General features: G+C 36.1%; 18 protein-coding genes. 10 read left to right on the top strand and 8 right to left on the bottom strand.

Annotated features, from left to right (window positions below; genetic code table 11):
- Positions 1 to 125 precede the first annotated feature (125 nt).
- The 6 genes from J2X31_RS11120 to J2X31_RS11095 all read left to right on the top strand — a co-directional run bounded on the left by J2X31_RS11120 (position 126) and on the right by J2X31_RS11095 (position 6,213).
- Entirely contained in the window at positions 126 to 1,022 is an 897-nt protein-coding gene (locus J2X31_RS11120; RefSeq protein WP_310026777.1) for a pirin family protein, read from the top strand.
- Positions 1,023 to 1,229: 207 nt separating this feature from the next.
- A complete protein-coding gene (locus J2X31_RS11115) occupies positions 1,230 to 1,991 on the top strand; it encodes a Rossmann-like and DUF2520 domain-containing protein (RefSeq protein WP_310026776.1) in 762 nt (253 codons plus the stop codon).
- Positions 1,975 to 2,502 (top strand): KdsC family phosphatase, encoded by a 528-nt coding sequence (locus tag J2X31_RS11110; RefSeq protein WP_310026774.1) that lies wholly within the window; start codon positions 1,975 to 1,977, stop codon positions 2,500 to 2,502. Before J2X31_RS11115 ends, J2X31_RS11110 begins: the two co-directional genes overlap by 17 nt.
- An 86-nt stretch (positions 2,503 to 2,588) precedes the next feature.
- Positions 2,589 to 3,803: an RsmB/NOP family class I SAM-dependent RNA methyltransferase gene (locus tag J2X31_RS11105; RefSeq protein WP_310026773.1), complete on the top strand. Its 1,215-nt coding sequence runs from the start codon at positions 2,589 to 2,591 to the stop codon at positions 3,801 to 3,803.
- A gap of 9 nt (positions 3,804 to 3,812) precedes the next feature.
- Positions 3,813 to 4,976, top strand: a complete 1,164-nt coding sequence (locus J2X31_RS11100) for an endonuclease (RefSeq protein ID WP_310026772.1) — start codon at positions 3,813 to 3,815, stop codon at positions 4,974 to 4,976.
- A 136-nt stretch (positions 4,977 to 5,112) separates the two neighbouring features.
- Positions 5,113 to 6,213, top strand: coding sequence for an endonuclease (locus tag J2X31_RS11095; RefSeq protein ID WP_310026770.1), 1,101 nt, complete (start codon positions 5,113 to 5,115; stop codon positions 6,211 to 6,213).
- A 79-nt stretch (positions 6,214 to 6,292) separates the two neighbouring features.
- Here the strand turns inward: J2X31_RS11095 and rho are convergent, their stop codons facing one another.
- The gene (rho, locus tag J2X31_RS11090) at positions 6,293 to 8,041 is read right to left on the bottom strand and encodes a transcription termination factor Rho (RefSeq protein ID WP_310026769.1); all 1,749 of its coding nucleotides are present in this window, start codon (positions 8,039 to 8,041) and stop codon (positions 6,293 to 6,295) included.
- A gap of 185 nt (positions 8,042 to 8,226) precedes the next feature.
- On the opposite strand from rho, the gene J2X31_RS11085 reads away from it, so the two are divergent.
- Complete coding sequence (locus J2X31_RS11085; RefSeq protein ID WP_310026767.1) at positions 8,227 to 8,640, top strand: DUF4293 domain-containing protein; 414 nt, start codon at positions 8,227 to 8,229, stop codon at positions 8,638 to 8,640.
- Positions 8,641 to 8,753: 113 nt separating this feature from the next.
- Here the strand turns inward: J2X31_RS11085 and J2X31_RS11080 are convergent, their stop codons facing one another.
- The 3 genes from J2X31_RS11080 to J2X31_RS11070 all read right to left on the bottom strand — a co-directional run bounded on the left by J2X31_RS11080 (position 8,754) and on the right by J2X31_RS11070 (position 10,886).
- On the bottom strand, positions 8,754 to 9,800 hold the full coding sequence (locus J2X31_RS11080) for a Fic family protein (protein WP_310026766.1): 1,047 nt from the start codon (positions 9,798 to 9,800) through the stop codon (positions 8,754 to 8,756).
- Between the two features lie 65 nt (positions 9,801 to 9,865).
- Entirely contained in the window at positions 9,866 to 10,318 is a 453-nt protein-coding gene (gene smpB, locus J2X31_RS11075) for an SsrA-binding protein SmpB (protein ID WP_310026764.1), read from the bottom strand.
- An 88-nt stretch (positions 10,319 to 10,406) separates the two neighbouring features.
- A complete protein-coding gene (locus J2X31_RS11070; RefSeq protein WP_310026763.1) occupies positions 10,407 to 10,886 on the bottom strand; it encodes a SixA phosphatase family protein in 480 nt (159 codons plus the stop codon).
- Positions 10,887 to 10,939: 53 nt separating this feature from the next.
- Here J2X31_RS11070 and J2X31_RS11065 point away from each other — a divergent pair, with 53 nt between their 5' ends.
- The gene (locus J2X31_RS11065) at positions 10,940 to 11,176 is read left to right on the top strand and encodes a VF530 family protein (protein WP_310026761.1); all 237 of its coding nucleotides are present in this window, start codon (positions 10,940 to 10,942) and stop codon (positions 11,174 to 11,176) included.
- A 122-nt stretch (positions 11,177 to 11,298) separates the two neighbouring features.
- On the opposite strand, the gene J2X31_RS11060 is transcribed toward J2X31_RS11065, so the two are convergent.
- The 4 genes from J2X31_RS11060 to argS all read right to left on the bottom strand — a co-directional run bounded on the left by J2X31_RS11060 (position 11,299) and on the right by argS (position 17,701).
- Complete coding sequence (locus tag J2X31_RS11060) at positions 11,299 to 12,801, bottom strand: MBOAT family O-acyltransferase (protein WP_310026759.1); 1,503 nt, start codon at positions 12,799 to 12,801, stop codon at positions 11,299 to 11,301.
- 14 nt (positions 12,802 to 12,815) lie between these two features.
- The gene (locus J2X31_RS11055) at positions 12,816 to 14,240 is read right to left on the bottom strand and encodes a GDSL-type esterase/lipase family protein (protein ID WP_310026757.1); all 1,425 of its coding nucleotides are present in this window, start codon (positions 14,238 to 14,240) and stop codon (positions 12,816 to 12,818) included.
- Positions 14,230 to 15,705: an SGNH/GDSL hydrolase family protein gene (locus tag J2X31_RS11050; RefSeq protein WP_310026756.1), complete on the bottom strand. Its 1,476-nt coding sequence runs from the start codon at positions 15,703 to 15,705 to the stop codon at positions 14,230 to 14,232. The genes J2X31_RS11055 and J2X31_RS11050 overlap by 11 nt, the downstream gene beginning before the upstream one ends.
- A gap of 211 nt (positions 15,706 to 15,916) precedes the next feature.
- Complete coding sequence (argS, locus tag J2X31_RS11045; protein WP_310026755.1) at positions 15,917 to 17,701, bottom strand: arginine--tRNA ligase; 1,785 nt, start codon at positions 17,699 to 17,701, stop codon at positions 15,917 to 15,919.
- Between the two features lie 167 nt (positions 17,702 to 17,868).
- On the opposite strand from argS, the gene J2X31_RS11040 reads away from it, so the two are divergent.
- Complete coding sequence (locus tag J2X31_RS11040; protein WP_310026754.1) at positions 17,869 to 18,246, top strand: hypothetical protein; 378 nt, start codon at positions 17,869 to 17,871, stop codon at positions 18,244 to 18,246.
- Positions 18,247 to 18,383: 137 nt separating this feature from the next.
- The gene (locus J2X31_RS11035; protein WP_310026896.1) at positions 18,384 to 19,199 is read left to right on the top strand and encodes an HAEPLYID family protein; all 816 of its coding nucleotides are present in this window, start codon (positions 18,384 to 18,386) and stop codon (positions 19,197 to 19,199) included.
- The last annotated feature ends 128 nt before the right edge of the window (positions 19,200 to 19,327 follow it).

The raw sequence follows: 19,327 nt of genomic DNA, 5'->3' as shown, positions 1-19,327 counted from the left end.
GCTTTAAAGATAGTTTTTCTTGCCTCGTTTACAAAGCAAACCCTTAATTGGATATCAACTAACTTTTCTTACATTTTATCGTTTTCTATTTTTTCTTATATTTGAGCTACTAAAAAACAACCACAATGTCAAACATCAAACTTATAATAGAAGAACGACCAAGTGTCGTGGGGAATTTCATGGTAGGCCGTTTATTGCCTTTCCGCGAAAAGAGAATGGTGGGTCCTTTTGCCTTTATCGATCACATGGGACCTATAAAATTAACCGAATACGAGAATTTCGACGTTCCGCCACATCCACACATCGGACTCTCGACGCTTACCTATCTTTTCGAAGGAAGCATTATGCACCGTGACAGCCTAGGTTCGGAAATCGAGATAAAACCAGGAGCCGTGAACTGGATGACGTCCGGAAATGGCATCGTTCATTCTGAAAGAACACCAGAATACCTTCGAACTTCTGACAAATCCTTACATGGTTTGCAAATCTGGGTGGCTCTACCAAAACACCTTGAACAAATGGAACCTAACTTTTGCCACATCGAAGAGAAAGATATTCCGCACTGGAAGATTGGCGAAATCGACATCAAGCTAATTGCCGGAGAAGCCTTTGGAAAAAAATCTGGAGTGCCGGTTTATAGTCCGCTTTATTTTCTCGAATTGAAATCAACCACCAAGCAAACCGTTACTTTAGGCGATGATTTGTTTGGCGAAAGTGCATTGTATATTTTAGAAGGAAGCATCGAAAGCGAAGGCAATAATTTTGGACCAAAACAAATCCTGATTGCAAAAGACTCCAAACTTTGTTCGTTTGAAATGAATGAAAACACCACAATTTATATCTTTGGTGGCGAACCTTTCCCCGAAGAACGAACCATCTACTGGAACTTTGTAGCCTCAACAAAAGAACTGATTGAGGATGCGAAACAAAGATGGCTCGACCAAACTTTTCCAAAAGTTCCAGGAGAAACAGAGTTTGTGCCTTTGCCAGAACAGAGTGCTAATTTCAATATTAAAAAATAAACACAGATTACACAGATTTTCACAGATTATACAGAAACGTATTGCACCAATTTACATGAATACATACTCTGAAATTTCACGAAAATGATTTTGGCAGATAAAATTTGGTGTAAATTAGTACAATTCGTGTCTAATTTTTATTCATTCAATTGTTGCAAACGTAGTTGCATACTCCATAAAGTCCCATTTTTTGAATAAATTTGTCGGATGATACAAATAACCCTTATCGGTTCGGGCAACGTGGCCCAGCATTTGCTTTCGGCTTTCAATAAAAGTGATGCTGTGCAAATAATTCAAGTATATTCTCGAAAGATAGAATCCGTTTCACATCTTATTTCCATTGATAAAATCACGAATAGCTTTGAGGATTTGGCGGAAGCCGATGTATATATCATTGCCGTTTCGGATGATGCTGTTGCCAAAGTCGCTTCGCAGTTGCCTTTCAAGAACCGTTTGGTGGTGCATACTTCGGGAAGTGCTTCGATGGAAAGCTTGGATGACAACAACAGAAAAGGTGTTTTTTATCCGTTGCAAACTTTTACAAAAGGAAAGGAAGTTGATTTTAAAGATATTCCTATTTGCATCGAAAGCCAATTCAACGACGATTATAATGTCTTGAAAAAGCTGGCCGATTCTATATCCGATAAAGTTTTCACCATCAATTCAGGACAGAGAAGATCGTTGCATGTTTCGGCCGTATTCGTCAATAATTTTGTCAATCATCTTTATAAAATTGGAAATGACATTTGTGATGCACATCAAGTTCCTTTTGATATTTTACAACCATTAATAAAAGAAACTGCCGATAAAATTATGTCGCTTTCGCCAGATGAAGCCCAAACAGGTCCCGCAAAAAGGAATGATCAAACTACTATTGAATCCCATCTTGATTTCTTATCAGATGATAATCATAAAAACATATATAAACTACTAACGCAATCCATTCAAGACCATGGCAAAAAGTTATAAGGAATTAATGAACGACATCACAACTTTTATCTTTGATGTTGATGGCGTTCTGACAGACAGTTCTGTTCATATTACCTCAGCGGGCGAAATGCTCAGAACGATGAACATCCGTGATGGATATGCAATGAAAGCGGCTGTTGAAAGCGGCTATCATGTTTGCGTCATTTCGGGTGGAAGCAATGAAGGAGTTCGTGTTCGTTTGCAAAATCTTGGCATCACCGACATTCATTTGGCTTGTCCGGACAAGGTTCAGAATTTCAACGAATATATTAAAATCTACAACATCAAACCCGAACAAGTTTTGTATATGGGCGATGACATTCCTGATTATCACGTAATGCAATTGGTAGGTTTACCAACCTGTCCCCAAGATGCAAGCCCAGAAATCAAAGGGATTTCAACTTATATTTCTCATAAAGAAGGGGGTCGAGGTGCAGTAAGAGATGTTATCGAGCAAGTTATGAGAGTTCAAGGAAAATGGATGGCTTATTTTAATGGAAAATATGATTAAATTATAGTTAATCTGTTGACTTTTGCCTATTTACTTATAACTATTGGCTAAAAAAGACTACTTTTGCACCCCTATTTAAAATAAAAATGAGATTACACAGAAATTTAGTTTACACCACGATTGACTCCTTGAATGCAATATTCAATGACGGAGAATATGCTGATAAAGTGGTGGCAAGAGCCTTGAAAAAAGACAAACGTTGGGGAAGCCACGACAGGAAATTCGTTGCCGAAACCATCTATGAAATAGTACGTTGGAAAAGATTATACAGTGAAATTGCCGATGTAAAGGAACCTTTTGACAGAGATGATTTATGGAGAATATTTGCCGTTTGGGCAGTATTGAGAGGATATCCAATTCCCGATTGGAGGCAGCTGGAAGGAACACCTGAACGTAAAATAAAAGGACGTTTTGATGAGCTTTCTAAAGTTCGCGTTTACAAGGAATCTATTCCAGATTGGATGGACGAATTGGGTGTGAAAGAATTAGGAGAACAAGCTTGGGCAAAAGAAATTGCGGCTCAAAACCAACCTGCAAAAGTGATTTTAAGAGTAAACACCTTGAAAACCACCAAAGAAAAATTAAGAGCAATCTTGATGGATTTGGATATTGAAACTGATTATTTGACAGACCAACCTGACGCTTTGGTTTTGAAAGAAAGAGCAAATGTTTTCTTGACAGATGCTTTCAAGGAAGGCTTTTTTGAAGTTCAAGATGCAAATTCCCAATTAGTTGCCGCTTTTCTTGATGTTAAACCTGGAATGAGAGTCGTTGACACATGTGCTGGTGCTGGTGGAAAAACCTTGCATTTGGCTTCCTTGATGGAAAATAAAGGCCAGTTGATTGCAATGGATTTATACGAAAGTAAATTGAAGCAATTGAAACTTCGAGCCAAAAGAAATGGTGCTTTCAATATCGAATATAAGATCATCGATTCGACGAAAGTCATCAAAAAACTACAAGAAAAAGCAGATAGAGTCTTGATTGATGCACCTTGCAGCGGATTGGGTGTTTTGAAAAGAAACCCAGATGCAAAATGGAAACTTCAACCTGAATTTATCGACAACATCCGTAAAGTGCAAGCTGAAGTTCTAGAAAGCTATTCAAGAATTGTTAAGCCTGGAGGAAAACTAGTTTACGCCACTTGTTCGGTATTACCCTCTGAAAATCAGGAACAAGTTAAGCATTTCTTAACCACAGAAAACGGCAAAAACTTTACCTTTGTAAAAGATTCAAAGATTCTAGCTTCCGATTCAGGATTTGATGGATTTTATATGGCTTTGTTAGAAAGAAAAGCTTAAACTAAAACTATGAAAAAGAATTACTCTTTATTTTTTTTGCTGTTTACAATTATAGGTTTCGCACAAGCCCCTGCAAATTATTACAATAATGCAACAGGAACGGGCTATGCTTTGAAAACTCAACTAAAAAATATCATTAGCAATGGACATGTTGGACAACCGTATGGAACAGGGCTTTGGAGTTTATATTCTACAAGCTTGAGAGATCAGTATTATGAAAATGATAACTCATTATTGGATATTTATTCTGAAAATCCTGATAGTGCAGACCCTTATAACTATACAACAGTTTCTCAACAATGCGGAAATTACAATGCTGAAGGAGTATGCTACAACAAAGAGCATTTAATACCTCAATCTTATTTTAATAGTGAAATGCCCATGTATTCTGATGCACATCATGTTGTTCCTTCAGACGGAAAAGTAAATGGCTGGAGAGATAATTATCCTTTCGGACCTGTTGTAGGAACCACTTCTAGTCCTTGCAATAATGGCGCTACCAATATTCCATGCAATTCTCAAAATGGATCCAAGAAAGGAAACAATGCAAATACGGGCTATTCTGCAGGCTTTACTGGAATTGTTTTTGAGCCTATAGATGAATTCAAAGGTGATGTAGCAAGGAGTTTCTTTTACTTTGCTACGAGATATGAAACACAAATGGATGAGTTTTTCACTAGTGCCACCAATTCTACGAGTACACCGGCAGTTATTGCAATGTTTGACGGTAGCGAAAACAAAGCTTTCTCAAATACATTCTTAAACATCCTTATTACCTGGCACAATAACGATCCTGTAAGTCAAAAAGAAATCGATTTTAATAATTACATCTATACCTTTCAAGGAAACAGAAATCCATTCATCGATAATCCTAATTATGTGTGCCAAATATGGTCAGCTGAATGTGCCGCACTTTCATCAGGTTCTTTTTCTTTAGAAAATACCATTGCTATCTATCCAAATCCTACAAACAATCACAGAATCAACATTCAAAGTGAGACCCTTTTGGACGAAATACAACTGATTAATGTAAACGGACAAATTATACAACAGATCAAAAAACCTGTCTTTAACAGCAATACCTATACATTAGAGAATTTAAACTCAGGATTTTATTTCCTAAAATTAAGTTCTGAAAACCAATCAGTAACAAAGAAAATTATAGTCAATTAGATTATTGTCTATATACAACCAAGAAAGCCAAAGCAACCAAACTTTGGCTTTCTTTTATTACAAACATCTCTATTTCTGTTAAATAATTTCTGTGAATGAAATAATCGCATACATTTGTCGTCCTTAAAATTTAAAAATGAAGAAATTAATTACTTTACTTAACCTGTTAGTCCTTACTGCAGGTTTTTCCCAAGCGGGAGCTCCTGCCGCTTATTACAATGGCTTCAATTGGTCGCTAACCGGCAATTCGTTGAAAGCAACATTAACTACAAAAATAACTACTACCCATACCAACAATTTGAGTTATGCAGAAGCAAAAAATGCTATAATGATCACTGATTTGGATCCTACAGATGCTACCAATACAAACTTATTGTTGCTTTATGGCTTTAGTAATACCACTTGCCCAACATCTACAACTGATGACAAGGACCATAGAACACGAAATAAAGCTTTTGATGATAATGGCACAGCAGCTTCATGTTTGTGGAACAGAGAACATACCTATCCTAGAGGACTTGGAACTCCCAATTTAGGAACTACCGGACCTGGTGGAGATGCTCATCATTTGAGAGCTAGCGACAAAAAGAGAAATGCCGATAGAGACAATGATAAGTTTTTTAATGGAACCGGAAATTCGTTTGAAACGGGCTTGTTTTGGTATCCCGGAGATGAGTGGAAAGGTGATGTGGCAAGAATGATGATGTATATGTATCTGCGTTACGGAAGTCAATGTTTACCAATAAATGTTGGTATTGGAACTCCAGTTGCTACAGATACCAATATGATCGATTTATTCCTTCAATGGAATGCCGAAGATCCAGTTTCATTATTTGAAGACAAACGAAATACGTATTTAGGAAATGCATCAAATGCCTATGGACAAGGAAACAGAAATCCTTTTATCGATAATCCTTATTTGGCAACTGTCATCTGGGGTGGTCCCGTTGCAGAAAACCGTTGGCCGAATGTATTCCTCTCTACTCAAGAATTTGAAACATTGGCTAATGTGGTTGTATATCCAAATCCATCAAACAACCATAGAATCAATATTCAAAGTGAAGTTGCCTTGAATGAAATTCAACTGATCAACATTAACGGACAAATCATGCAACAGATTAAAAACCCAGCTTTCAACGACAATACTTTCACGCTTGAAAACTTGAACTCTGGCTTTTATTTCCTAAAATTAAGTTCTGACAACCAATCAATAACTAAAAAAGTAATTGTAAATTAAAAATTGATTCATTTTATAAAGCAAAAAATCCGATGATAATTAACCATCGGATTTTTTTATGTGTATTGATTTCAAACGATTAGTCGTTCATAGAAATCAAAAACTCTTCATTGTTTCTAGTTTTCTTGAAACGATCGTTGATGAAATCCATTGCTTCTACAGGGTTCATATCTGAAAGATACTTTCTCATGATCCACATTCTCTGTAACGTCTTTTCATCAAGCAACATGTCGTCGCGTCTTGTACTTGAAGAAGTAAGATCGATCGCCGGGAAAATACGTTTGTTGGCAATTTTTCTGTCCAACTGCAATTCCATGTTTCCTGTTCCTTTGAATTCCTCAAAGATAACTTCGTCCATTTTTGAACCCGTTTCTGTCAACGCTGTCGCGATGATACTCAACGAACCTCCATTTTCTACATTTCTTGCGGCTCCGAAGAAACGTTTTGGTTTTTGAAGCGCATTTGCATCAACACCACCACTCAATACTTTTCCTGAAGCAGGCTGAACAGTATTGTAAGCCCTTGCCAAACGTGTAATCGAATCTAAAAGGATTACAACATCGTGACCACATTCTACCAAACGTTTTGCTTTTTCTAAGACGATATTCGCAATTTTAACATGTTCTTGAGGCTCTCTGTCAAAAGTAGAAGCAATTACTTCTCCCCTAACGCTTCTTTGCATATCGGTAACCTCCTCAGGACGTTCATCAATCAAAAGTACAATCAAATACACTTCTGGATGATTTGCTGCAATTGCATTCGCAATATCCTTCAAAAGCATTGTCTTTCCTGTTTTTGGCTGTGCCACAATCATACCACGTTGTCCTTTTCCAATTGGAGAAAACAAATCAATGATTCTTGTAGATATTGTACTTTGCTTTTCTGCCAATCTGAATTTTTCCGAAGGGAAAACGGGAGTCAAGTGTTCAAAAGAAATCCTGTCGCGAACAACTTGAGGATCATGTCCGTTTATTTTTAAAACCCGCACCAAAGGAAAAAATTTCTCTCCTTCTTTTGGCGGACGAACCACTCCTTTTACGGTATCTCCGGTTTTTAAACCAAACAACCGAACTTGCGAATTTGATAAATAAATATCATCCGGAGAAGCTAGGTAATTATAATCTGATGAACGAAGGAAACCATATCCATCCGGCATCATTTCAAGAACACCTTCACTTTCAATAATTCCATCAAACTCAAAATCGGCATCGCGGAAATTATTTTTCTTTGCTTTGAAATTTGGATTCTGGTTGCCGTTTGGCACCTGATTTCCGTTTTGATTTTGGTTTAAATTTTGTTTGGGATTTGGATTCTGCTTTTGTGCAGGATTCTGCTTTTGTACAGGATTTTGAGGTTTTTGAATCTTTACTTGTTCAGCATTTACTGTTTGCGATTTCTCACCAGTGGTGCTATTTTCTTCTGATTGGCTTTCGTTAACGTTCTCTACTTTTTCTTTCTGAATAGCGTTGTTAACCTTGTTTTCATATTTAGCCTTATTAAACTTGATTACTTTTCGCTCCTTTGGAGCTTCTTGATCTTGAACAATTTCATTGGCTTCCGAAGTAACTTCAGATCTAGTAAACAAATCAGCATTTTCGGCAGTTGTTTCTTTTTTATTTGGAGCAATTCTAACCCTTTTTGATTTTGAACTGTCTTCAGCAACAATAGTATTTTCATTTTCTGCAACTTTTTCAGAAGCAGACTGACGCTCTATAATTTGAGAAATCAAAGTCTCTTTTTTAACGCCTGTAGATTTTATTTTAGCCAATTTGGCGATTTCCTGAAGCTCAGAAAGCTTCATTTCTTTTAATACAGAAATATCAAACATGTAGTTTATTTGAATTAATTAGTTTGGAAAGTTGTTGTGAGATAATGTAGTGCAATTTTTTTGATGTCAATTCCTCAAAGAATGAAGTACTTAAGGATCTGCTATGCAATATTACGAATAAAATTTAATCATACAATAGTATTTCTAAAAAAGAAAATATATTTTTGTGGAAGAAAATTAAAGAGATGCTACAAAGAGTTCAAACAATTTATTTGCTGATTGCACTGGTCATCACTGGCGTTTTACCATTTGTATTTCCTTTATGGACAACAAGTGATGAAAAAGATTTTTTCTTTATGTTTGATATTAAATATGTTACCGCTTTTGGTTTAAGCACAACATTATCCTTATTGAGCATCATTTCATACAAAAAGAGACAAAATCAGTTTGTTATTGGCAGGCTGAACATCATATTGAATTTAATTTTATTAGGATTATTTGTTTACCGTTCACTAAATTTATCTGGAGAAACTGTTACGGTTTCAGAGAAAGGTATTGGAATGTTCCTCCCTATTGTTGCTATCGTTTTCTTGGTTTTGGCCAATAAAGCCATCAAAAAGGATGAAGATCTCGTAAAATCTGTGGATCGATTGAGATAAACCTATAAACTTAGTTTATTAGTGCGAAGAAAAACCCATCTTAATTGATGGGTTTTTTTTTGATTAATTTTAAGATTTAAAATCAGAATTGAAACAAATTAAGCTTTGAAATTTTATACTCCAATTATAGAGATATATCGCTCAAGGCTTTCTTTCTCTATTTTAGCAATAAACAATAAAAAATCTTCTTTATTAGAAGTAGTTTGAGCTTTTTCCAGCGATTGATAATACTCCATCCTAGATTCATAATCACCTTTGATATTGGCTATAATATAACCATGCGAAAGCAAAATCAAATTCATCACCAATCTTGAAGTTCTCCCGTTTCCATCAATAAAAGGATGAATCGTGACCAAACGTTCGTGCATCTCGGCCGCCAAAACAACCGGATGTAATGCTTTTTTATTGGCTTCATACCAAAAAAAATAATCTTCCATTTGTTTTGCAACAATAAAAGGCTGTGGTGGCATGTGAGAACTTCCCTTTATCATAACTTGAACTTTCCTATATCTTCCGGCATCTTCTGGATGAATGCCTCTCAAAATCAAATTATGAATTGACAGAACTTCTCTCTCGTTCAGATTTGAATTCTTTTCCATCAAATGCTTGATATACCCTATCGCTTCTTGATGATTAATCGCTTCAAGATGTTCCCGCATGCTTTTTCCCGAAACAGTCAAGCCTTCATTAATAACCAAATCTGTTTCTCTTAAAGTTAAAGTATTACCCTCTATTCTGTTGCTTTCAAAAGTATATTCAAGCTCCAATGCTTGAGCAATCCTGTAACTATCAAACTCTCTAAACTTATCTAATTTTGATTTTAAGTTGTCAATTTCATCCAACATTTTTTTCAAAGAAGTTGAGACCTTTTTTTTTGGAGTTGCATAATATCGCATCTCTTCTTCGGCAACCATCATAGCTTTTATTGCAAATTCTTCGTCTTTTAGTTCGTAAAGGATTTTTTCTTTTAACCAAGCAACCATAAGGATTTCCAAATCTATATCTAGAATTGAAGCAAGCTTTACAACTTGTTCCCGAGTTGGCTTTCTAGAACCCGATTCGAATTTGCTTATCAAGGCTTGATCAACATCAAGAAGAAGTGCAAGCTCTCTTGATTTCAGGCCTTTTTTCTCCCTTGCGTTTTTTAAAAGCGTTTTCATTTTTTATTATGACTTTTATTGTCTTGACAAATTTAGTCATTTTTTTAAATAAAAAAAACTTTTTCCTAAAAAGCTTTTTTAATTCGTTCAATATCTCTTTTCGTATCTTGTTCTTTTAGTGATTCTCTTTTATCATAAGTTTTTTTACCTCGGACCAAACCAATCTCTAGCTTTGCCATTCCTTTTTCGTTAGTGAAAAGCTTTAGTGGAACAATTGTCAAGCCTTTTGCTTGGACACTTTTTGCCAAGCTTTTGAGTTCTCTTTTATTCAAAAGTAATTTCCTCTCGCTTCTGGATTTGTGGTTGAATTGATTTCCGAAAGCATATTCTTCAATATAAGTATTGATGGCGAAAAGCTCATTATTACTGAATTCGCAAAAGCTTTCCGTTATATTGGCTTTTCCCATCCTGATAGATTTTATTTCGGTTCCAGCCAAAACAATTCCAGCAGTATAGGTTTCGATTATTTCGTAATCGAATCGGGCTCTTTTATTTAATATGTTGACCGTTTTTAGCATAGGGTTGCAAATGTAGTGACTAATTGCTAAAACCACAATTCAGAAAGAAAAATACTTACCAAATCATTTTGACGCTCCTGAAGAACTTTTATGGTTTGGTCAAAGTATGTGAAATGACTCCATTTTTAATTTTGATAGTATATAAGTTCCCAAATTCAGACTCTGGAATTTCTGGGTATTTCTCTTCGTCCAAGAGCTGGTTGATGTGTTTTGGAATTGTATTGCTGTGTCCGACTATCAGAATAGTTTTTCCTTGATTTTCGGCAATCATTTTTTTTAAATTAATTTCTTTGGGATTGTAGGATATGATTTGTTTTTGCTTGGAAACTGCTATTGGCAAACACGTACTTTCGGTTCGCAAATAAGAAGTGCTGTAGAAAAAATCTATTGGTGTGTCTTTGAAGAAAATTGCCCAATTCTCGGCACGTTCTTTTCCTTCGGCTGAAAGTGCTGTATTTGGTGAGCTATCAGCTTTTTCGGCATGACGTATTAGATAGATGGTTGTTTCTGATTGTGCATTCATACTTTGAAAGAATAATCCCATGAGGATGATACAGATTTTTTTCATTGTTTTAATTTTATATAAATTTAATTAAATTTTGAATTCGTTACATTTGCAGTATGGAAAATCAGCAAAAAAACAATCCGCTTCACGGCATTACGCTTCAAAAAATGATGGAGCAATTAGTCGATTATTATGGATTTGACACTTTGGGTGAGTTGATAAAAATCAAATGCTTTACGGAGAATCCGAGTGTAAAATCGAGCTTGACTTTCTTGCGGAAAACGGATTGGGCCAGAACGAAGGTCGAAAATCTATACATCCGAACGCTTCCCAAGTTTCCAAAAGGCGAATAGATTTTTATATAGCCCCGATTGGAGGGAAAATCCTTTTCTTTTTTTTCTTTAAAAAAAGAAAAGATTTGGAAGGAAAGCGGGAACATGGTTTCATTTTGAGCCCGAAAGTTTCGCTCCTACTATTAAAACTGAAAATAAATAAACGGCTGTGGTCCACTAGTGGAAGTTGCATACACCACCCAAAATGTGAGTGCCAAGATCAATGCCTTGATTACAATCGGCATCTTATCAAACGACATTTTCATGAATCCTATTAATCTTTCTGGAAGGAAATGCCATGCAAAACCTATCGCCATTACGATAAATACGTTTTGATATCCTTGAATAATCGTGAGCCATTCGTTGAAATGGAATTGTAGTTTTCCGATGTTTTGGATGACTTCAAAAGCGGTCTTGAAATCTTTTGCACGGAAGAAAATCCAGCAGAAAACCACGAAATGGAACGTCAGAATAACGCTGATGAACCATGTGACTTTGTTCTTCGGTAATTTGATGTAGTCCTTAAAGAAACGCTCGACTACTAAAGCCAAACCGTGGAGAACACCCCAAATGACGAACTTCCACGAAGCTCCATGCCACAATCCACCAAGCAACATGGTGATAAAAAGATTGAAATACATCCTGATTTTCCCTTTTCGGTTTCCGCCAAGGGAAATATAGAGGTAATCGCGAAGCCAGGTTGAAAGTGAAATGTGCCATCTTCTCCAAAACTCGGTGATGGATGCCGATTTATATGGTGTTCTAAAGTTGACCGAAAGCTTGAATCCCATCAATAAGGCAAGACCAATGGCCATATCGGAATAGCCCGAAAAATCACAATAAATCTGAATCGCATAGCCATAGGAAGCCATTAAATTTTCGAAAGCAGTGTAGGTATTTGGCGAATCGAAAACACGATCTACAAAATTGATGGAAATATAATCTGAAATAACGGCTTTTTTAATGAGTCCGCCAATGATGAGGAATAAGGCTTTATTGACATCTTCCCGAGAGAGCTTTAGTTTGGAATATATTTGCGGAATAAACTCCGAAGCCCGAACGATGGGTCCAGCCACAAGTTGCGGAAAAAAGGACACGAAAAACATATAATCGATGATGTTTCGGGTTGGTTCAATTTCCTTCCTGTAAATATCGATGATGTAGCTCATGGATTGAAAAGTGTAGAACGAAATTCCAACAGGAAGAATGATGTCATGAAAAGCAAGATTACTGTCAAAAATTCCGTTGTAATTGTCAATCAGGAAATTGGTGTATTTGAAATAGCCAAGAAAAGAAAGGTTCAGGATGACGCTTAAAATCAGATAGAATTTTCGGTAGCTCTGGATTGTTTCCTGGTAGAGAAGCTTGCCCAAATTATAATCTACAATACAAGTGAAAACGAGCAATGCAAAATAGGATCCGCTGGATTTGTAATAGAAAAACAGCGAAAAAGCCAATACATAGATGTTCCTTAATGTAAATGTTCTGGCTTTTGTGGTTAAGATATAAAGCGGATAAAATATCAGGAACATCCCCAAAAACAAGGCTGAATTGAATAATATCGGTTCCTTTGGATTGAAGGTAAACCAACCTTGGACGGTTTCCCTTGAAACCGTTCCAAAAATTTCGGTGAACCAATTTGGCATTTGGGATAAAAGTATCACTCTTTAGTAATTTTATAATTTTGAAAAGCGTTTAATAGAGCTTCAGCCAATAATTCGCCTTGTTTTACATATCCTGCTTTGGTATAATGCACCCTATCGCTACCAATCAATCCTTTTTTTGCGTTTTTTGCAACTCCATACAATCCGCCTAATTGCGAATACATATCCCAAACGGCATAGTTGGATTCTTCGGCTTTCTCAATTGTTTTTTGGGCATAATCTGCACAAAATGTATTCGGATATTTTCGTTTGAATAAAGATGGTGGCGGTGTTGCAACCAGGATTTCGGCATTTGGATTCTGGGCTTTTACACTTTGGATAAAAACATCCAATTGTTGCATATAATCCTGAGATTTCATGTGGTCGAACGATTCATTTGTTCCCAGAGAAACCACAATCAAATCGGGTTGCAAGGATTTCAATTGCTCGAAAAACATGGGATATTTATTATAATCCGAAAGTTTAGCACCATTGACACCGATGTTGTGGTATAAAATTCCCGATTTGTCGTTTTCCAAAACAACGCCATTCAATTCGAATTGCTTTTGCTCCTTGTTCGGGATCAGGTAAATTTTTTCCAATGTTTCTTCACTTCTGTAAAAATGGGAATTGTCATCAGCCATCATTTCCAAAGGAATAAATTCTGAACGCGAAATCGAACGCTTCTGCATTTGGTTGGTTGGAATTTTAAGCGTTTTTCCAGCTCGGATGTTGTTGCTTTTTAAACCATTTGCTCTTTTAATTTCGGAAACCGAAACATTGTATTTGTCGGCAATTATCGATAAAGCCTCACCATTTTTTATCTTGTGGGTAATGCTTTTTGGCACATCCGATTCTAAAACAATTGTCTTTTTGGCGGTTGCAACTTGGAACATATTTTCATTATTTGGCGTGACAATTTTTATTAGATTGAAAAAATTATCGGCTTCTTTGGCATTTACTTCGATGGCAAAATCGTCATTTCGGGAAGACAGTAAAATCCCACTCAAACCAACGTTGCTTCCGTTTACAGGAGAAACAATTCTATGGTTGTTCCAACTTTCGTTCGATGAAAACTTCACATCCCAAGAACCATTTGTACGAGCTAAATTATGTGGAAAAATCAAACCTCGACCTCCGTTTCCAAAAGTATCCTGCAGTTTTTCACGGACAACGTTGGTCATCAAATCGGCTTGGATGTGTGAATCGCCAATATGAACAATGTTTACTTTTTGTGAAGTGGTGTCGCCCTCCAGATTTGCCAGTTTTTGATAGAATTTACGGATTGCATTCGAGTTGATAATGCCGTTATTTGGAATATCAACTTCTATCGTATCAATTGAAACCGAATCGATTTCTACATAAGAAGAATCGATGGTTTGGCCCTGACTTACATAAGCAAAAAGCAACCAAAAAAATATATAAATCCGATTAATTTGCATTTTCTTCCTCCTCGCTATTTTGGAAAAGAGTATCCAAAATAGATTTCTCTTTTTCTTTTTCTGGTTCTTTTCGTTTTTTTCTTAACTCTTTATATTGTTTGTAGCCATCGTTCAACTGTTCGTACAAAAGTCCGGCAATTTTTTTCGCTCCTCGAAAGTTGAAATGGGTATAATCTTTATTGGCCATAACCGGTTCCTCCTCTGTCCATTTCACCATCGAACCATCGCCACCCATCAAGGTATAAAGATTCACGTAGCTTGATTTTGTCTTAACGGCATATCTTTTTTGGGCATTTGTCAAGGGAACAACGGCCGAATCGGTTTTCATTTCTGTTTCATATTTCGAAGATTTATCGGCAGTGGAAACAATCAAAATTGAAACTCCTGGGAAGCATTCCTTCAGTCGGTTAACGGTTCGGGTCATGCTTTTATCGTACCAGGTATAATCTTTAGTTCCGTAATTCAAGACGTTGGTTCCGTAGTGAAGAATGATTAGATCGTAATCCAACTTCTCTTGGAAAGCCCTCATTGTCGCTACATCAAACTTGGAGATCGGGATTCCAGAATTTCCCCTTTGCGAGAAATTATCAACGTGAACGCCTTTTCCATCGTCAAAATTAAATCCGTATATTGGAATTGAATCGGCTTTAATAAAATCGACTTTCAAATTTTTTAAAGGTAATTTTGAAAGTGTTAGCGTGTTTAAAATATTATTTGGAAGCAGTTTTTTATGGAGTGTATCTTTCCCAATCGTATATCGGATCTCGCCATTTTTATTTTTTGCACTTCCGTAGAATAACGTCGGATTGTCGAGCTGTGAAGTGAATTTGAATCTTCCAGCCTTGTATTTCACCCATTCCACTTTTGCTGTATCATTGGCAAAAAACACATGACCGTTCACTCCAAAAGGTCTTCTGGGATATTTTATGTTCAAATAGGATTGTGTTTTCCAATTGCCCGAAAATTGATGCTCGATTGAACTTCTTGACCCTGCCGATTCCGAAGTTATTGCCACAAAACCAACTCCGGATCCTCCAAAATTTTCTTGAAAGTAGCTTCTGAAATCCTGCACAATCATATCGCCATCGGTCATAGAATCGCCAAAATAGGCAATTCGAACGTTTCCTTTTTGGGCGGTTTCCAATTGGTATAATTTTTCGTAAAATGCAATCAAATATTGGTTTCCCTTGTAATTTTCATAATTTTCTTCCGGAAAAGTAACGCCGTTTGTTTCATAATAAACAATGGGTTGATTCGCCAACGTATCGCCAATATCGGCCTTTGAGGTTTCCTTTTCGGCTTCAAAAGCATCAATCAACATGCTGTCAATTAATACGTTTTTTGTGGCTCCTGGTTTTTCGGAAAACAATCTTTTAGGTAAAACTTTTTTTACACCTAAAAAGAAAATTGCCGAGAGAAGCACAATTAGGAAGGATTGAAGGAAATAGGATTTAGTTGATTCCACTTAGAAAGTTATAAATTATGAGTTATGAATTATGAGTTTGCTTTACTTGTGACAATAATGCTTCGTATTATTTTTAGTAACTCCACAGCTTCATTTTCATACTTGTATATTCTGATTGTTTCTTTTTTAATTCTGGCTTAGCACTTACTTTCTCGTGTTGAGATTCCTCCTTCGTCGGAATGACAAAATTGACGATTTACTTGCATTTGAATTACATTCTTTCCGGAACCGAAATCCCCAACAAACCAAATGCAGAAGCAATAGTATCGGCTACTTTTTGAGACAATTGTACTCTGAATGTTTTCTCCGTCAAATTATCCGAACCTAAAATCGGCACCATTTGATAGAAAGAGTTGTATTCCTTAACCAAATCATAGGTATAATTCGCAATCAAAGCCGGACTGTGGTTTTGAGCGGCATTCTGGATTACTTCTGGATACAATTCCAATTGCTTGATCAATTCTTTTTCCTTTTCGTGCAGGTTTACTTCTGATGTTGAAAATGTTACGTCATTGAATTCGAAATTAGCTTTACGGATAATCGATTGGATTCTGGCATACGTATATTGAATAAACGGTCCTGTATTTCCTTGAAAATCCACAGATTCTTCAGGGTTAAACAAGATTCGTTTTTTAGGATCTACTTTTAGGATGTAATATTTCAAGGCTCCAAGCCCAATCGTGTTGTATAATTTTGCTTTTTCTTCGTCTGAATAATCGTCCAACTTTCCTAATTCTTCCGAAATAGTCTTGGCTGTTTCAGTCATCTCGTTCATCAAATCATCTGCATCTACAACCGTTCCTTCACGGCTTTTCATCTTTCCGGAAGGCAAATCTACCATTCCGTAGGAAAGATGGAACAAGTTTTTAGACCAGTCGAATCCTAGTTTTTTCAAGATCAAGAACAACACTTTGAAGTGATAATCTTGTTCGTTTCCAACCGTATACACCATTCCGCCAACATCTGGAAAATCCTTCACACGTTGGATAGCTGTTCCGATATCCTGTGTCATATAAACCGCTGTTCCGTCTGAACGAAGCACGATTTTTCTATCCAAACCTTCATCGGTCAAATCAATCCAAACCGAACCATCTGGGTCTTTCTCGAAAATGCCTTTTTCCAGTCCGATTTGAACAACGTCTTTTCCTAATAAATAGGTATTGCTTTCGTAATAATAAGAATCAAAATCAACTCCCATATTTTTATAAGTGGAAGCGAAACCATCATATACCCATTGGTTCATTTTTTTCCAAAGGGAAATAACTTCTGGTTTTCCGGCTTCCCAATCCAAAAGCATTTGTTGGGCTTCCAAAATAATCGGAGCTTGCTTTTTAGCTTCTTCTTCGGTTTTGCCTTGAGCGATTAATTCATTGATTTGGTTTTTATATTCCTTATCAAAAGCAACATAATACTTACCCACTAATTTATCGCCTTTCAAATCTTTACTTGGAGTTTCTCCGTTTCCGAATTTCTCCCAAGCCAGCATCGATTTGCAGATATGAATTCCTCTATCGTTGATGATTTGTGTCTTATATACTTTTTTTCCCGAAGCCTTGATGATTTCGGCAACCGAATAACCCAAAAGATTGTTTCGAACGTGACCCAAATGCAAAGGCTTGTTGGTGTTTGGTGAAGAATATTCAACCATTACCGCCTTCTCATCTTCTTTTGGAGAGACAAACCCGAAGTTTTTATCTTCTTTAATCGCATTGAAAAAATTCAAATAATAAGCATCTGAAATCACGATGTTCAAGAAACCTGAAACAACGTTAAAAGCTTTTACTTCTTCTACATTTTCAACAAGATAAGTTCCGATTTTATTTCCCAACTCCACCGGATTGCTCTTGATTTGCTTCAATAACGGAAAAAGCACCATTGTGATATCGCCTTCAAATTCCCTACGTGTTGCCTGAAATTCGATTTTTTCAATAGTTGTATCAAATACAACCTGAATTGCTTTCTGGATTTCCGGGGTAAGTGTTTGAATTAGCGACATAATATTCTTTTTTTTAAGAGTGCAAAGATAATTGGAATTCGTTAATTTGAAGTATCAAAATTCACAATATCTCTCATTATTTTTAAAACGGATTTTTGTCTTAATGAAACGCTAATAACAAACCTCTTCACAATAAAAATTTCTACTTTTGACGCGTGATAAAATCTTTGAGAAATAGTAACTATTTACGTTTAGTTTGTGCTTTTTTGGCACTCTACATCCTCAATTGCAGTATTGACACGAGCGACCTCTATCGAAATGGTGCTAAGAAAAATTTGAGCATCAACCATCAGGAAAGTGTGGCGGAATTAATTATCGAAAAGGTCTTGGGATTTGAAAATGCCATACCTGAAATGGATGATTCGGATGCTGAAAACCATTCGACCTTAAAAAAAACATCAATAGCTGATTTCTTTATCCTTCCAAATTGTGCTTTAGAGCTGAAGAACTTTCAAGTTGCTTCAACTTCAAAAAACATAGGTTTTAGTAAATCATCCCGTTTGCAAACCTATTTTGAGATTCACTCTCCTCCACCCGAGATTTAATTTGTTATCGCGTTTTTTTATGCTTTGTTGTTTTCCAAAACAGGAAAGACAACAAGCTCTTGGTTTAACAAATTATCAAAACATCAATGAAAAATATACTTTCAAGAACGCTTTATTTCACTCTATTAATGACGTTCATGAGCGTCAATTTGACGACAGCCCAAACTGGAAAAGAAGAAAAAACCACCATCGACAGCCTTTATATCGAAGAAATTCAAGACAGAAAAGGCCCAGCAAAAGTATTGCATGCTGAACCTTTGTACATCGATTTGATTCGTGATTTAGGAGCTCGAAAAGGAGAAAAGGAATGGAATGTTGGTTTCGGACTAACAGACAACAACAACTATGATGAATATTTGGCTTTGGTTGAATATGAATGGGCTCCAATCGATCGTTTGGGCCTTGAAGTGGAACTTCCTTTCACTTTTTATCCTTCCAATAAAAATGCAAATACACCTGCAAGTAAATTAAATGGACTGAAATTGGCAGCCCAATATTCCTTTTTTGTTTCGGAAAAATGCAAAACTTCTTTGGCAATTGGATACATTCATGAATTTGAATTGACCGATTTTAGCAGCTATGGCAATGCAAAATTGTTTACGGGAAACATTTACAATCCTTTTTTTGTAGCAGCAAAACGTTGGGGAAACAACATCCATACACTTCTTTATACAGGACCTGCAATCCAGCATCATTTTCACGACAACAGCTCGTTCACTTCTTGGCAAATCAACAGCAATTTTCACTATATGATTCCTGGAACACGAAATTTTATTGGAATTGAATTCAATAAAGAGGTTACCAAAACTGATTTTGATATGACCATCCGACCGCAAATGAGAGTTAGTGTTGCTGAAAATATCCTTATAGGAATTGTAACAGGAATTCCGATTAGTCGCGAAAACGAACGCTTTAGTTCTTTTTTACGACTCATTTACGAACCGGGACATTAAGATTTGTTGAACTTTTTTTTATAAGCAATCCATAACCCTACTACTTTTATTATCAAGGGTTATGGGTTGTTTTTCATTTATAATAATCTAAAATTTATCTTTTTTTAAAAAATAAATGTAACATAATC

Origin of the sequence: Flavobacterium arsenatis (assembly GCF_031456785.1) — a bacterium.
Lineage (GTDB): Bacteria > Bacteroidota > Bacteroidia > Flavobacteriales > Flavobacteriaceae > Flavobacterium > Flavobacterium arsenatis.
This window is presented reverse-complemented; position numbering and strand designations above follow the sequence as displayed.

What these genes read in the sequence shown, in the direction of transcription:
- J2X31_RS11115 (WP_310026776.1), top strand. Translation starts at nt 1,230, where the DNA reads ATGATACAAATAACCCTTATCGGTTCGGGCAACGTGGCCCAGCATTTG.
- J2X31_RS11110 (WP_310026774.1), top strand. Translation starts at nt 1,975, where the DNA reads ATGGCAAAAAGTTATAAGGAATTAATGAACGACATCACAACTTTTATC.
- smpB (WP_310026764.1), bottom strand. Translation starts at nt 10,318, where the DNA reads ATGCTAAAAACGGTCAACATATTAAATAAAAGAGCCCGATTCGATTAC.
- rho (WP_310026769.1), bottom strand. Translation starts at nt 8,041, where the DNA reads ATGTTTGATATTTCTGTATTAAAAGAAATGAAGCTTTCTGAGCTTCAG.
- J2X31_RS11060 (WP_310026759.1), bottom strand. Translation starts at nt 12,801, where the DNA reads ATGCCAAATTGGTTCACCGAAATTTTTGGAACGGTTTCAAGGGAAACC.
- J2X31_RS11035 (WP_310026896.1), top strand. Translation starts at nt 18,384, where the DNA reads ATGAGCGTCAATTTGACGACAGCCCAAACTGGAAAAGAAGAAAAAACC.
- J2X31_RS11095 (WP_310026770.1), top strand. Translation starts at nt 5,113, where the DNA reads ATGAAGAAATTAATTACTTTACTTAACCTGTTAGTCCTTACTGCAGGT.
- J2X31_RS11085 (WP_310026767.1), top strand. Translation starts at nt 8,227, where the DNA reads ATGCTACAAAGAGTTCAAACAATTTATTTGCTGATTGCACTGGTCATC.
- J2X31_RS11055 (WP_310026757.1), bottom strand. Translation starts at nt 14,240, where the DNA reads ATGCAAATTAATCGGATTTATATATTTTTTTGGTTGCTTTTTGCTTAT.
- argS (WP_310026755.1), bottom strand. Translation starts at nt 17,701, where the DNA reads ATGTCGCTAATTCAAACACTTACCCCGGAAATCCAGAAAGCAATTCAG.
- J2X31_RS11065 (WP_310026761.1), top strand. Translation starts at nt 10,940, where the DNA reads ATGGAAAATCAGCAAAAAAACAATCCGCTTCACGGCATTACGCTTCAA.
- J2X31_RS11105 (WP_310026773.1), top strand. Translation starts at nt 2,589, where the DNA reads ATGAGATTACACAGAAATTTAGTTTACACCACGATTGACTCCTTGAAT.
- J2X31_RS11100 (WP_310026772.1), top strand. Translation starts at nt 3,813, where the DNA reads ATGAAAAAGAATTACTCTTTATTTTTTTTGCTGTTTACAATTATAGGT.
- J2X31_RS11080 (WP_310026766.1), bottom strand. Translation starts at nt 9,800, where the DNA reads ATGAAAACGCTTTTAAAAAACGCAAGGGAGAAAAAAGGCCTGAAATCA.
- J2X31_RS11120 (WP_310026777.1), top strand. Translation starts at nt 126, where the DNA reads ATGTCAAACATCAAACTTATAATAGAAGAACGACCAAGTGTCGTGGGG.
- J2X31_RS11070 (WP_310026763.1), bottom strand. Translation starts at nt 10,886, where the DNA reads ATGAAAAAAATCTGTATCATCCTCATGGGATTATTCTTTCAAAGTATG.